The sequence below is a fragment of the Desulfovibrio sp. DV genome, from assembly GCF_001936595.1.
Classification (GTDB): Bacteria; Desulfobacterota; Desulfovibrionia; order Desulfovibrionales; family Desulfovibrionaceae; genus Solidesulfovibrio.
Genome location: NZ_MLBG01000127.1, coordinates 1 through 14,228, shown reverse-complemented (window position 1 = coordinate 14,228; position 14,228 = coordinate 1). Strand labels below are relative to the sequence as shown.

Here is a 14,228-nt window from a genome sequence, read left to right as displayed (position 1 = left end):
CAGGCCGAACATGTGGGCGTTGTCCACGATAAGCGTATTGGCCCGGGGAAAATCCAGGCCCGATTCGATGATCGAGGTGCACACAAGGATGTCGGTCTCGCCATGCCAGAAGCCGTGCATGGCCTCTTCCAGGGCGGTTTCCGACATCTGGCCGTGGGCCATGGCCACCTTGGCCCCGGGAGCCAGGGTCTTGACGTAGGCCGTGACGTCCTCCAGGCCCTGCACCCGGTTGTGGACCCAAAAGACCTGCCCCTGGCGTTCCAGTTCGCGCTTTATGACCTCGCGCAACAGGCCCTCGTCGCGCTCGATAAGCGCCGTTTCCACGGTCTTGCGATCCACCGGCGGGGTCTCGATGACCGACAGGCCGCGCACCCCGGACAGCGACAGTTGCAAGGTGCGCGGGATGGGCGTGGCGGTGAGCGTCAGGGCGTCGATATTTTTCTTGAAGGCCTTGAGCCGTTCCTTGTGCTTGACGCCAAACCGTTGTTCCTCGTCGAGAATGAGCAGGCCGATGTTGGGGATGGCCACGTCGGAAGACAGGATGCGGTGGGTGCCGATCAAGATGTCCACCTGCCCCCGGGCCACGGATTCGAGCACCACCTTGCGCCGCTTGGGGGAGACAAAGCGCGAAAGCATCTCGACGCGCACCGGAAAGCCTTCCAGACGGGCGGCAAAATTCTGATAGTGCTGTTCGGCCAGCACGGTCGTCGGACACAGCATGGCCACCTGCTTGCCGTCGAGCACGGCCCGGAAGGCGGCGCGAAGGGCCACTTCGGTCTTGCCAAAGCCCACATCGCCGCAGACCAGCCGGTCCATGGGTTCGGGCCGCTCCATGTCGGCCAGGACTTCGGCAATGGCCCGCTCCTGATCCGGCGTCTCCTCAAAGCCGAAGGTGGCCTCGAATTCCAGGTAGAGTTCGTTGGTGGGACCGTAGGCATAGCCCTTGGCCACCTGCCGGTAGGCGTACATCTCGACCAGATCGGCGGCGATGCGCTCGATGGCCTTCTTGGCCCGTTCGCGTATGGATTTCCAACGCGCCCCGCCCAGGCGATCAAGCGGCGGCGAGATGCCTTCGGGGCCTTTGTAGCGCTGCATGAGCCCGAGCCGGTCGGCCGGCAGGTAGAGCTTGTCCTCGTCGGCAAAGACCAACAGCAGATAATCACCGCCCGTGGCGTCCACGGTCATGCGGGTCAGTCCCTCGAAGGTGGCCACGCCGTAGTCGCGATGGACCACCAGGTCGCCGGGCCGGATTTCGTCAAAGGAGGCCAGTCCCTTGAAATCCTTGTCGCGGCCCCGCTCTCCCCCGGCTTTGGACGTTTCGGGATGGAGAATATCCTCAGCCAGGATGCGGGTGTCGCGCCAGGACAGTTCCATGCCGTGGCGCAGCGACGAAAGCAGGGCAAAAAGGCCGGTCTCGCCCGGGGAGTAGCTGGTGCGAAAGACCAACCCCTCGGGTTCGATCATCTGGAGAAATTTCTTACGCGACCGCTCGCCGTGAAAGGACAGGATGGTCTGGCCCTGGCCGTTCCAGTCCTTGAGGGCGGCCACCAGGGTGGTCCAGGGGCGTTTGTCCGAGCCGGGCTTCCAGAAGATGTCGCCGAAGCGCTCGACCGCCTTTTCCGGCAGATCCGGACCATGGCGGCCCCGGCCCATGACCAGATCCTCAAACAGGATGCGCCGGCCGGCCACCAGGGATTTGCGGGCCATGTTCTCCGGCCACAGCACCCGGGACGTCGGCCAGGGATGGCCGCGTTCCTTGGTTTCGGCCTCAAAAAACCGCCGCCAGGCGTGTTCGGTCTCCTCCAGGCGTTCCTTGACCTTGGTCGGGTCGCTTACGATATAGGCGGCGTCCTCGGGAAACCAGGCGGACAGTTCCACCGGCTTCTCGTAAAAAAGCCCCGGCCAGATGCCACCGTCGCGGGCTTCCAGGCAGGTTTCCAGGTGCTGCTTGGCCGCCCGGTGCAATTCGCCGGTGCCGGCAATGGACTCCCACAGGGTGCGGGCCTCGTCCATGAAGGTGTCCGAAAGCACTGCCGGAGCCGCCGGCAGCAAGGCGGCCTCGGTCAGTTCGGCCAGGGAGCGCTGGGTCCCGGCGTCAAAGCGGCGCATGGCCTCGACCGTGTCGCCGAAAAATTCCAGGCGCAGCGGGCTGTCGTAGCCCGGCGGAAAGATGTCGAGGATGTCGCCGCGAAGGGCGAACTCGCCCGGATTGGTGACCATGGGGGAACGCTTGTAGCCCCACAAGACGACCTGCTCGGCAATAAGGTCCCGGGGCAGTTCCTCGCCTGCGGCCACATTGAGGATATTGCCCTCCAGGGCGCGCAGCGGCGGCCATTTGGGCAGCAGGTTGTCGGCCGTGACCAACAGCACCCGCGGCCCGCGGCCCATGGCGGCAAAGGCCAGAAAGGCCATGCGCCTGGCCCAGAAGGCCCCGCTTGGCCGGCCCGGGGCATAGGACGGGAGCGTGGCATAGGGTGCAGCCCAGAGTGTGCCGGGCGAGGGCGGAGCCAGGAGTTCGAGCAGGGCGGCGATGCGGGAAAGCTCGTGGATGCCCGGGGCGACCACCACGGCGGACTGGCCCCGGGCCAGGGCCTCGGCAGCCAGAAAGGCCAGTGTGGCCGGCCCGCTCTTGTAGACCGAAGCGGAATCGGTGCCGGCCAGAAGATCGGACAATGGGGAGGGAATGCGGGACAAGACAGGCCTCGTGGGGAAATACGGGATGGCCGCCGTCACACCTGTGACGGCGGCCGTGACATCAATCTGATCTTCGCCGGCCCAACCAGCCGGTCGAACGGGACGGGAAACACGGCCGCCCAAAACCGCCTGAGCACCGCTTTTGGCACACAGGGCCGCGCCGAGCCGCCTAGAAGGAACCGAGCATGTCGCGCTCTTCGCCGGAAAGCAGCTTGTTGAGATCCAAAAGGATAAGCAGCCGATCCTCAAGCTTGCCCACGCCGCTGATGTATTCGGACTCCAGGCCGGAAACGACCGGTGGTGGCGGTTCCACCGTGCTGGCGGGTATGCGCAGCACCTCGGAGACGGAATCGACCACAAAGCCCACAATCATGTTGTTGATCTCGATGACAATGATGCGGGTGTGCTTGTCGTGGTCGCGGGTGGCCAGGCCAAAGCGACGCCGGAGATCGATGATGGGAATGACCTTGCCCCGCAGGTTGATAACGCCCTCGACGAAATCAGGGGCGCGCGGGACCTTGGTGATATCCATCATGCGGATGATCTCCTGCACGCTGAGGATATCGACGCCGAATTCTTCCTCGCCAATACTGAACGTGACGAGCTGAAGCAGTTCGGCATCCTGTTTCTTGAGGGTTTCCTCCATGCGGCAAGCTCCCGTTTATAGTGTGTCCGCACCGTTGGCGGCAAAGTACTTCTCTTAAAGCCTTCTATCGAAAACAACCCGCAAAACGCAAGGCTGATCCGAGGCAGGGCAAAAAAACTATTCCGCAGAGGATTCGCGCTGCCGCTCCTCAGGGGTCATACTCCAAAACGGGAAACCGTCCTTGGTACGGCGGACCTTGAGTTGGCTATCCTCACCCTTTTTGACTTTAACGGCAAGCAGCACATCCTGCCCGTCAAACTCGGCCCAGACCCCGGCTACTTTGACCTGGTCGCCCTCCTTGAGGCCGATGGAGGACAAATCGATGAAATCCTTGGGTCCCAGGTGGACGACTTCCAGCGTCTTGTCCTTTTTGTCCTCGACCTGCAGGGCCAGCCCGGTGGCCATCCCCGGCGACGGCACGATATCGTAAATCTTGACCACCCGCCCCTTGATGGCGTCGGCTTCCTTGGCATCAAAAAGCTTGTCGTATTCCCCGCCGCGCTCCCAGCCTTTGAGATCGGGATTGGCCTTGGACCCGGCCTGGGCCAGACCGACCAGCGACATCATCACCACCACTGCCAACACCGCCAATTTGCGCATACCCGTCTCCTTAAACGTCCCCGCGTACGCCGGCCCCTTATTGCACGGGCCGTGCGCCTTCGCCGCGATTACGGCGCATTGCCTCCGGCGTCAATATGCAAACTGTCCGTCTTCATAAATGGTCACATCGCGGCCGTCGGCCAGATGGGCGCGCACGCGCTTGGGTTCGGTATTGACCAGATCCCAGTGCAGGGCCGAATCATTGAACCCCAGATCAGCCTTTTGGGCGGCATCGAGGCCGGATGGATCGCCGTCAAAGGTGTCGGAATAGGAACTTCCCACCGCGACATGGCAGTTTCCATTCGGTCCGCCGAAATTCTCGTCATAGAGGGTGTTGGCCATGAACCGGTCGATGCGGGAAAAACGCCGGTCGGTCAGGGAAAATTCGCCCAGGCGCGAGGCTCCGGGGTCCATGGCCAGCTGCTTGCGCACAAACGCCTCGCCCTGCTCGGCCGCGATTTCCGTCACCTGTCCGGCCTCAAAGGTCAGACGCACGCCGCGCACCAGGTTGCCGCTGCGATAGGAGGGCTGGTCGGCATAGTACCGGCCAGACGTGCCGCGCCAATCCGGGGAGGTGAAAATCTCAAAGCTCGGGATATTGTGCCCGGAAAGCCCGAGCCAGCGGCGATGCTCCCCAAGCGTGACTTTGAGGTCCACGTTGTCGGACTCCACATGCAGGTACTCGGATTTGATGCCGCCAAGCCAGGCCTTGATCTCCCGGGCGTCCTCGTAGAGCTTGCGCCAGCGCCCCACCGGGTCGGCGTCCTTGAGAAAACAGGCGGACACGACCTGGGCGGCGTATTCCTTTTTGGTCATCCCGGCTTTGCCGGCCAGTTCGGCCGTGGGATACAGGCAAAGCGTCCAGCCGAATTCACCCTTCTCCTCCCGGCCGACCAGGATGTCGCGCAGGGGTTTGCGGGCCAGGGCGGCCGTGGCGATGCGTTTGGGGTCGATGCCGCTTAAGTGCATGAGGCTGTCCGGGGCCAGCAGATGCATGGCGCCGTGCAGATTTTCGTTGAGTTCGACCTGCCCCGGAGCCTGGAATCCAAGCTGGGCCTCGTCGGCGGTGCTGTAAAATGCGGTTTCCATGGTCGGGGTCAGGGCCAGGCGGGGCACGGGATTGAGCCCCCGGGCCAACAACCGGGCATAGACGGCCTCGGCCAGCTTGAGGGCGGCCAGTTCGTATTGGACAAGGATGACGTCGCCCGGCTTGTAGGGTTCGGTGCGCGAGGTGGCCAGACCCCAGATGAGGACATCGGCGTATTTTTCGAGTTGGGGGCGCGTAAGCACAGCGGTTTATCCTTTTTTGTCAGGGTATAATCCGAAAGACGGGGGTGCGGCAAGGACTGCGCACGGGTCTGGCCCCTGCCCCTTGCCATCCTTAGAAAAAACGACTATCTTACTACGTTCACGACAACGCGACCAGCACGGCCGCGCCCATCCGGCGTGCCGTCAGGAGGATACTGATTATGGCCAAAGAAGGCGCAATCGAGGTTGACGGCGTGGTGCAGGAAGCTCTGCCCAACGCCATGTTCCGCGTCGAGCTGGAAAACGGGCACGAAGTGCTGGCCCACATTTCCGGCAAAATGCGCAAGTTCTACATCCGCATCCTGCCCGGCGACCGGGTCAAGGTCGAACTTTCGCCCTACGACCTCACCCGCGGCCGCATCACCTACCGCCTCAAGTAACGCCGCCCACCCCCATCGGCGGGCGGCGCGGCCCGGGGATTCCCCCCGAAGCCGCGCCCGCTCCCCCGGCTCACATCTCCGAGAGCAGCTCCAGCAACTCCCGGTCCAGGGCCAAAAGCCGCTGGCGTATTTCCGCCTGTTCCTCGACCGGTCGCCCGGCCAGGGTTGTGGTGCGTTCCCGCATCCGGGACAGGCGGCCCCCCATCTCGGCGAAAAGCACTTCCCAATCGATATGCGGGTGGGCCTTTTCCTCGTCCACCGCCACCGTTGGCTCGGCTCCGGGCGTCAGGGTGTATTCCTCCAGGTACTGGGGAATGCGCACCTTGACCCCGAACCGCTGCCGGACAAGCCCGGCCAGGGTGTCCAGCGCCTTCTGCTCGCCGTGGACCAGAAACACCTGCGGATGATTGACCTTGAAGTGCGACAGCCAGGTGAGAATCTGGCTTTGCCCGGCGTGGGAGGAAAAGCCGCCGATGGTGAAGATGCGGGCATTGACCGCCACTTCCTCACCCAGGATGCGGATTTTTTTCGCCCCGTCCACAATCTTGCGGCCGGGCGTGCCCATGGCCTGGAACCCGACAAAGACGATGGTGGCCTCAGGCCGCCAGAGGTTGTGGCGCAGGTGGTGCTTGATGCGTCCGGCGTTGCACATGCCGCTGGCCGCGATGACGATGGCCGGACCGGACTGATCGTTTATTTCCCGGGACTGGTCGGTCGAAAGGGTAAAGCGCAGGTTGGGCAGGGACAGCGGGTCCTCGCCCCGGTTGAAATAGGCCTGGGTCTCGGCGTCGAGATAGGCCGGATTGCGCTTGAAGATCTCGGTGGCCTTTATGGCCAGCGGGCTGTCCACATAGACCGGCATGTCGGCCGGAATCCGGCCTTCCTTGAGCAGGATGTGCAGGCAGAAAAGCAGTTCCTGGGTCCGCTCCACGGCAAAGGCCGGGATGATGACCTTGCCGCCCCGCTCGTAGCTGGCCCGGATGGCCTCGGCCAGTTCCTCGCGGCTGTCGGCCACGTTTTTGTGGTCGCGGTCGCCGTAGGTGCCTTCCAGAAACAGGTAGTCGGCGTCCACGGGCTTGTCCGGGTCGTTGACCAAGAGCTGATCGGGACGGCCGAGGTCGCCGGAAAAGAGCATCCGGGTGCGCTTGCCGTTGCCGTCAAGCGTCAGTTCGATAAAGGCCGAACCGAGAATATGCCCGGCGTCATGGTAGACGGCCGTGACCCCCGGGGCCGGCGAAAAGGGCTGGCCGTAGGGCACAGGCACAAGCAGTTCGGTGGCGGCCTGGGCGTCGGCCCGGGTGTAGAGCGCCTCCACGACCCGGCCGCCGTGGCGGCGGCTTTTGCGGCTGGCCCACTCGGCTTCCATTTCCTGGATGTGGGCGCTGTCCTCCAGCATGATGCCGAGCAGGTCCCGGGTAGGCGGGGTGCAGTAGATCTTGCCGGCAAAGCCGGTCTTGACCATGCGCGGCAACAGGCCCGTATGGTCGATATGGGCATGGGTGAGGATGAAGAAATCCATCTTCCGGGGATCGTATACCGAGGTGTCGAGGTTTCGGCGCTCGATGGTTTCGTTGCCCTGGTGCATGCCGCAGTCGATGGCAAAGCGGGCGGTGGCGGTTTCGATCAGGTGGCAGGAACCGGTAACGGTACCGGCAGCGCCGAGGAACTTGACCTTCATGAAGCCTCCGGAGGTTGGCCGGGCAGCCGGCCGCGTCTTGATTAACCGCGCCCAAGCGGGCAAGTACCGGCGAGAGCGTCGCGCTTTCGCCGCAAGAATCCATGTACCCCGTTTCGGCGCGGCTGAGAAGACCTGCCCCCACCCCGACCAAAGGAGCCTCCATGTCTGCCTCGCGCCAGTATCTCATTAACGACCTGTCGATGTCCGAATCCTGGCGGCTTTTCAAAATAATGGCCGAAATTGTTGATGGATTCGAGCAGCTTGGCGACTTGAACCCGGCGGTATCCATCTTCGGCTCAGCCCGGGTCGCACCCGACGATCCCCTCTACGCCGAGACGGCGCGGCTGGCCGACATGCTGTGCCGGGCCGGCTATTCGGTCATCACCGGCGGCGGCCCGGGACTGATGGAAGCGGCCAACAAGGGCGCCAACGAGGCCGGCGGTGAATCGGTCGGCCTGCACATCCATCTGCCCCTGGAGCAACAGCCCAACAAGTACCTGACCATTCGCAGCGACTACCGCTATTTTTTCATCCGCAAGCTCATGTTCATCAAATACGCCATGGCCTACATCGCCATGCCCGGCGGTTTCGGCACCCTGGATGAACTGAGCGAAGCCATGGTGCTCATCCAGACCCGGCGCATCAAGCCCTTCCCCATCATCTTCATGGGCAAGCAGTTCTGGAGCGGGCTTATTGACTGGTTCAAGGGGACGCTCGTGGACAAGGGCTATGTCTCGGCTGACGACCTGGAGCTTTTTACCGTGCTCGACACCCCGGAAGAGGCGGTGACGTATATCCGGCGGCATGTGATCATTTAGCAAAGCGCCCTGGGGACCGGGCCGGACGGACCACACCACCCCGACAAAAAAAGGCCCTACAGAAGTATTTCTGCGGGGCCTTTCTCGTCCTTAAACGACCAGGGATCAGGGATGCGCCGCATCTCTGGCCGGACACTCGAAGCGTCAGCCCTCGTAGTACGAGCGCAGATGCTGGCTGCGCACCGGATGGCGCAGCTTGCGCAGGGCCTTGGCCTCGATCTGGCGGATGCGTTCGCGGGTGACGTTGAAAAGCTTGCCCACTTCCTCAAGGGTGTGGTCCGACTTCTCGCCAAGTCCGAAACGCTTGCGCAACACCTGCTCTTCGCGCGGGGTCAGGTCGGAGAGCACCTTGCCGATCTGCTCGCCAAGCTTGGTGTTGACCACTTCCTCGGCCGGAGCCAGGGCCTTTTTGTCCTCGATGAAGTCGCCCAGGCTCGAATCTTCCTCGTCGCCAATGGGCGTTTCAAGGGAGATCGGCTCCTTGGCGATCTTGAGCACCTTTTTGACCTTCTCCAGCGGATAATCCATACGCTCGGCGATTTCCTCCGGCGTGGGATCGCGGCCGAGCTCCTGGACAAGGTAGCGCGAGGTGCGGATCAACTTGTTGATCGTCTCGATCATGTGCACCGGGATACGGATGGTGCGGGCCTGGTCCGCGATGGCGCGGGTGATGGCCTGCCTGATCCACCAGGTGGCGTAGGTCGAGAACTTGTAGCCGCGCTGGTATTCGAACTTATCCACGGCCTTCATAAGGCCGATGTTGCCTTCCTGGATAAGATCGAGAAACTGCAGGCCACGATTGGTGTATTTTTTCGCTATGGACACGACGAGGCGCAGGTTGGCCCGTATGAGCTCCTGCTTGGCTCGCTGGGCAGCGTTGTTGCCGCGCTTTATGCGCCACAACACCTCCTCCAGCTCATGGACATTGTGGCAGCACTTGTCCTGGAGCCTATCGAGAATTTCCATCTTCGCCGACAGCATTTCCTTGAAGGAAAAAAGCTCTTCAACCGTCAACCCAAGGGATTCGGAAGCCACCATGGGATTGACGGAGCGGGCGTCGAGCTGGGCGAACAACTCTTGAATCTCGGACTGGGACTTGCCGACCGACAGGATGTAGGCAGACAAGTCACGCTGGCAGTTGTGCATCTGCCGGACGTAGTCCTCGACGATTTCAATGATCCGATCAATGAGGGTCTTTTCGAGCTTGATGTCGCGCAGGCGCGTGACGATCTCTTCCTTAAAGACCATGATCTCTTTCTGGATGCCGAAAACCCGGCGGTCAAGGCAGGCGCATTGATCGAACTTGCTGTAGATCTTGCGCTTTTTGCGAAACGACGTCTTGACTTCCTCCAGAAGGAAGATGACCCGCTGGCGCTGGTTCATCTCGTCTTCTGAAGGATCGTCTTCTTCGATGGTCTTGACCACGTCCTTGAGCTTGATGCGCCCGATTTTGAGGTCTTCGCCCACCTGGATGAGTTCCTCAACCGCCACCGGCACTTCCACCAGGGCGTAGAGGACTTCCATTTCGCCGTTCTCGATCTTCTTGGCGATGACCACCTCGCCCTCGCGGTCAAGCAGCGGCACGGCCCCCATTTCGCGCAGGTACATGCGCACGGGGTCGGTGCTGCGCGAGGAGTAGTCGAGGGAATCCTCGCTCTCGGTCAGCTCCAGATCGGCGTCCGGGGCGTCGTCTGGTTCGGCGACGGCCACCTCGATTTTGCGGCCGTCCTTATCGGTGTCGACGAGGTTGATGTCGAGCTGGTCGAAGATGGCAATGACCTCTTCGAGCTGCTCTGGGTTGTTGACCTCGGAAGGCAGGGCTTTGTTCACCTCGTCGAAGGTGAGAAAGCCTTTTTGCTTGCCTTTGATGATGAGGCTTTTGATTTGTTGTATCTCTTTGAGATTACTCATCTCCCCTCCCGGAAAGGGCCTGTAGTTCCCCGAGAAGCCGCAGGGCTTCGTCGCTTGCTCCCTGTTGCTGCGCCCGTCGGATGGCTTCCATGATGGCCCGCCGACGGTCGTTTTCCCGTGCCTCATGGAGAAATATGCAAATTTCCTCAAAAAAAGAGGCTGCTTCTTCGTCAGCAAGGGCAGGCTCCAGCTGCGCCTTGGTCCAAAACGCCGTTTCGGCTTCGCTCAAACGTGGAGCCGGCTCGTCAGGGGTTCCCCCGGCGAGCTTGGCGAAAAAATCCCGGGCCGCATCGCTGTCCAGCATCCCGGCCAGTCCCTGCTCGGCCAGGGACGGTGCATAGTCGGGACGACGCACGGCAAAAGACAGCAACTGGGCGTCACGGGACGACAGTTCCAGGGTCTGGGGGCGTTGCGGTGCGTCTTTACCCACCGCCCTGGCGCTTTGCAGCCTTTTGCCGGGTGCCGACAGCATCCGACGCAGCTCCACCTCGGCCAGGCCAAGCCCCGACGCCACCCGCGGGAGAAAAACCGCCCGCAGGCCGTCGTCGGCCAGACCACCCAGAAATTCCATTGCCCAGGTTATGATCTCCTTGGGCGAAAAGGCATCGCGCACCATGCGCAGGCAAAAACCCAGCCCGTCCTCGGCCCGGGCCAGACAGGCTTCAAATCCCTCCCGGCCGGCGGCATGGAGCAGACTGTCCACATCCTCGCCGTCAGGCAGGGGCACCACCCGGCAGGCCCCGCCCAGGGTGAGGAGCATCTGGGCCGAGCGCAGCGCAGCCTTGCGTCCCGGCGGATCGCCGTCAAAAACCAGATCGACCCTGGGGGCGAACCCGGCCAACCGCCGGGCCTGCTCATGGGTCATGGCCGTGCCGAGCACGCCGCAGGCCTCGCCATAGCCGTACTGGTGGAGGGTGATGACGTCGAGATAGCCCTCGGTCAATAGCGCCCGCCGCGTCTTGGCCATCACCGGCCGGGCCTCGAAAAGCCCGTACAGGTTCTGGCCTTTGGTATAGATCGGCGTTTCAGCGCTGTTTAAATACTTGGGATCGCCGTCTCCCATGGTGCGCCCGCCAAAAGCGATGACCCGGCCGCCGCCGTCGCGGATGGGGAACATAAGCCGGCCGCGAAACCGGTCCCAGGTACGGCCGTTTTTGCCCAGGGTGAGCAGCCCGGCCGTGACCGCGACGTCGTCGTCAAACCCGCGCGACCGCAGCACTGTCTGCAACCCTTGCCAGCCCTCAGGGCTGACGCCCAGGGCAAAACGCTCGATCATCTCGGGGCTGACCCCGCGTTTTTCCAGATACTCCCGGGCAACCCGGCCCTCGCCCTGGCCCAGGAGATGCCGGAAATACCGGTCGGCCAGCTCGTGCATGGCCAGACATGCGTCGCGCGCCTGTTTTTTGGCCGCCGCCCGAGGGTCGCTGCGCACCCGGCCGAGGTCCACGCCCACCTCGGAAGCCAGCCGCTCCAGGCCCTCGCGAAACTCCAGGCCGTTTATGCGGCAATAAAAATCAATCACGTCCCCTGAGGCCTGGCACCCGAAGCAGTGGAAAAAGCCCTTGTCGGGATGGACGTTAAATGACCCCTTGGTCTCCTGGTGAAACGGGCACGGTCCGACCAGCCGGCTGCCTACCGGCCGCAGGTTGACGTAACGCCCGACAATTTCAGCGATATTGGCCCGGGCCTTGACCGCCGCCACCACGCCGGAATCGTTTTTCATCGTGCCTGGCCGGCGGGATCACCCTTCTCGGTCACTCGCATGGCCCCCGTCGCCTCCTCCGGCCGCCAGAACGGCCTTGCCGCAAAGCGGAAGGAGGGTATACGCTGTTTTATCGACATCCAGGCCGGTTGCCCGGCATACCATCCCTGCCGCCGCTCAAAATCCGGCCAACCAGCCTTCGGCAGGGCCGTCCACCGGGCTGGAAACACCCGTACAGGCCGCTGAAACGGCAAAAATCGCCCTATTTGAGCGTCACCATGGTCATGCCGTCGCCGCCGCGATCCTCCGGGGCCAGGGAAAACGCCACCACCTGGGGGTGCTCCTTGAGCATCCGGTGGACTTCCCGGCGAAGCGCCCCGGTGCCCCGGCCGTGGATGATTTCCAGTTCGCCGTGGCCTCGAAGCAGGGCATTGTCGAGAAAAGCGGCCAATTCGCTCTCGGCCGCGTCCGCCCGCATCCCGCGCAAATCAAGAACCAGCCCCGACCCACGGACCGCATCGGAGGCCGCCACGGCCACAACCGTTCCCCCGGAAACCTTGACCGGTTTGTCGCCGACCGCCAGATCGGCCACGCCAACCCACAGGCTCACACCGCCTATATCGACCTTGGCGGCCTGCCGCTTGAGGTCTTTTTCCCGCACCACGGCCGGTTTGTTCCAACTGATGACCCGGACCGTATCGCCCGGGGCGAGCGACGCCAGATCAAAAGGAGCCACCGGCGCATCGGTTGTCCGGTCGCCGGTCAATTCGTTGCTTTCATCAATAAGTCTTTTCCGGACATCGGCAAGGGCCTTCTGGGCTTCCTTGCGGCCAAGACGCCCGGCTTCGTGGCGGCGCACGATCTCCCGGGACAGCTCGCGGATTTCCTCCACCAGCTTGTCCTGGGCTTTTTTCAAGTTGTCCTTGAGCTTTTGGATGCGCTGCTCTTCGATGAGCCGCTTGGCGGCGATGTCTTCCAACTCGCGCTCGCGGCGAAGGGCCAACTCGTTTAAGCGTTCGAAAACCTGCCCGGTATCATTGCCGTCAAGGAGCAGGTAGCGATTGGCCCGATCCAAAATATCCTCGGGCAGGCCGTGCTCCCGGGCCACATCCAGGGCGATCGATGCCCCGACCTGATCGTAGGCCAGCCGGTAGACCGGCTTTTTGGTGGCCGGATCAAAGAGCATGCAGGCGGCGCGCACCCCGGGACGGGACAGGCCGTAGGCCTTAAGCGCCGGAAAGTGCGTGGCCGCGGCAAGGTAGGCCCCCCGGTCGAGAAGGCCGTCCACCACGGACTGGGCCAGGGCCGCACCCTGGGACGGATCGGTGCCGGCCCCGAATTCATCCAGAAGCACGAGCGTGTCGGCGTCGACCTCGGGCCACACCCGCGACAGATGGCGTATCTGGGCCGTAAAGGTGGACAGATGGTCTTCCAGGCTCTGCTCGTCGCCGAGAAATACGAAAATCTTGCGGAAAAAGGGCAGGCTGCTGCCCTCCCCGGCCGGCACGGGCAGGCCGGACAGGGCCATGGCCGCCAACAGGCCCAGGGTCTTTAAGCACACCGTCTTGCCGCCGGCATTGGCCCCGGTGACGATCAACGCCCGCTGGTCCTTGTCCAGGACCAGATCCTGGGCCACCACCGGGCCGGAAGCGGCCAGGGCCAGAAGCGGATGGCGGGCAGACAGGAGCTGGACGGCATGGCCGCCGGCCACATCCGGCAACGTGCCGCCCAGGGCGTCGCACAGGGCCGCCTTGGCCCACAGCACGTCGCAATCCACGAGCAGGCGATAGGAGGCAACGATCTCGCGGCGTTCATCGCGGGCCAGACCGGTTAAAAAGGCCATGACCCGGGCCTCGGCCTCGCGCTCCTCGTTTTTGAGTTCCTGGAGACGGTTGTTGATCTCCACCAGGAAAAACGGCTCCACGTAGATGGTTTCCCCGGTCTGGGAATAGTCGTGGATGATGCCGGGCACCCGGCCCTTGAAATTGGCCCGAAGCGGCAGGACGTAGCGGTCCGAGGAGATGGTGACGTAGTCGTCTTGCAAAAGCGGTCCCATCTCGCGCTCGGAGACGAACTCCTTGACCTTGGTCAGGATCGTCTGATTGATCGTGCGGATTTCCTGGCGCACGGAAAAAAGCTCGGGCGAGCTTTCGTCACGCAGCCGTCCGTCCGGGGCCAGACACCGGGCCAGGGCGGCTTGCGTCTTTTTGGCCCAGGGCGTGGCCGCGACAATGGCCCCGAGTACGGATACGCCGTCATCGCCCAAGGCCGGCTGGCCCAGGGCCTCACGCAGTTCGGCCACCCGGGACAGGACGTGAAACAAGGCGACCAGGGCATCGAGGTCGAGGATCCGGCGCTCGCTGTCGAGGATGGAAAAAAGCGGTTCGATGTCCGGAAAGGCCGTAAACACAATGGCCCGGTCCCGGCGCAGAATGCAGCGCTTCAGCCAGTTTTTGCTGTTCCCTGGCCACAAGCGAAACTGTCGCCAAGC

At 63.1% G+C, this 14,228-nt stretch carries 10 protein-coding genes; 2 read left to right on the top strand and 8 right to left on the bottom strand.

The window, feature by feature from the left end; genetic code table 11:
* From DVDV_RS19480 to DVDV_RS19465, 4 genes are all read right to left on the bottom strand, one after another.
* A partial coding sequence (locus DVDV_RS19480; protein ID WP_075356255.1) for a DEAD/DEAH box helicase occupies window positions 1-2,694 on the bottom strand: 2,694 nt, incomplete at its 3' end.
* A 169-nt stretch (window positions 2,695-2,863) separates the two neighbouring features.
* Complete coding sequence (locus DVDV_RS19475; RefSeq protein WP_075356254.1) at window positions 2,864-3,340, bottom strand: chemotaxis protein CheW; 477 nt, start codon at window positions 3,338-3,340, stop codon at window positions 2,864-2,866.
* Window positions 3,341-3,457: 117 nt separating this feature from the next.
* The gene (locus tag DVDV_RS19470) at window positions 3,458-3,940 is read right to left on the bottom strand and encodes a hypothetical protein (protein WP_075356253.1); all 483 of its coding nucleotides are present in this window, start codon (window positions 3,938-3,940) and stop codon (window positions 3,458-3,460) included.
* A gap of 90 nt (window positions 3,941-4,030) precedes the next feature.
* Window positions 4,031-5,230 (bottom strand): aminopeptidase, encoded by a 1,200-nt coding sequence (locus DVDV_RS19465; RefSeq protein ID WP_075356252.1) that lies wholly within the window; start codon window positions 5,228-5,230, stop codon window positions 4,031-4,033.
* A gap of 179 nt (window positions 5,231-5,409) precedes the next feature.
* Here DVDV_RS19465 and infA point away from each other — a divergent pair, with 179 nt between their 5' ends.
* On the top strand, window positions 5,410-5,628 hold the full coding sequence (infA, locus tag DVDV_RS19460; protein ID WP_006918952.1) for a translation initiation factor IF-1: 219 nt from the start codon (window positions 5,410-5,412) through the stop codon (window positions 5,626-5,628).
* A 70-nt stretch (window positions 5,629-5,698) separates the two neighbouring features.
* Here infA and DVDV_RS19455 read toward each other — a convergent pair whose 3' ends face one another.
* The gene (locus DVDV_RS19455) at window positions 5,699-7,306 is read right to left on the bottom strand and encodes an MBL fold metallo-hydrolase RNA specificity domain-containing protein (RefSeq protein WP_075356251.1); all 1,608 of its coding nucleotides are present in this window, start codon (window positions 7,304-7,306) and stop codon (window positions 5,699-5,701) included.
* A 161-nt stretch (window positions 7,307-7,467) separates the two neighbouring features.
* On the opposite strand from DVDV_RS19455, the gene DVDV_RS19450 reads away from it, so the two are divergent.
* Entirely contained in the window at window positions 7,468-8,124 is a 657-nt protein-coding gene (locus tag DVDV_RS19450; protein ID WP_075356250.1) for a TIGR00730 family Rossman fold protein, read from the top strand.
* A gap of 144 nt (window positions 8,125-8,268) precedes the next feature.
* Here the strand turns inward: DVDV_RS19450 and rpoD are convergent, their stop codons facing one another.
* The 3 genes from rpoD to DVDV_RS19435 form a co-directional block, all read right to left on the bottom strand.
* Complete coding sequence (gene rpoD / locus DVDV_RS19445; protein WP_075356249.1) at window positions 8,269-10,035, bottom strand: RNA polymerase sigma factor RpoD; 1,767 nt, start codon at window positions 10,033-10,035, stop codon at window positions 8,269-8,271.
* Window positions 10,028-11,758: a DNA primase gene (dnaG, locus tag DVDV_RS19440; RefSeq protein ID WP_075356248.1), complete on the bottom strand. Its 1,731-nt coding sequence runs from the start codon at window positions 11,756-11,758 to the stop codon at window positions 10,028-10,030. Before dnaG ends, rpoD begins: the two co-directional genes overlap by 8 nt.
* Before the next feature lie 241 nt (window positions 11,759-11,999).
* Window positions 12,000-14,228, bottom strand: a 2,229-nt coding sequence (locus tag DVDV_RS19435; RefSeq protein WP_254845455.1) for an endonuclease MutS2, incomplete at its 5' end; no start/stop codon positions are given.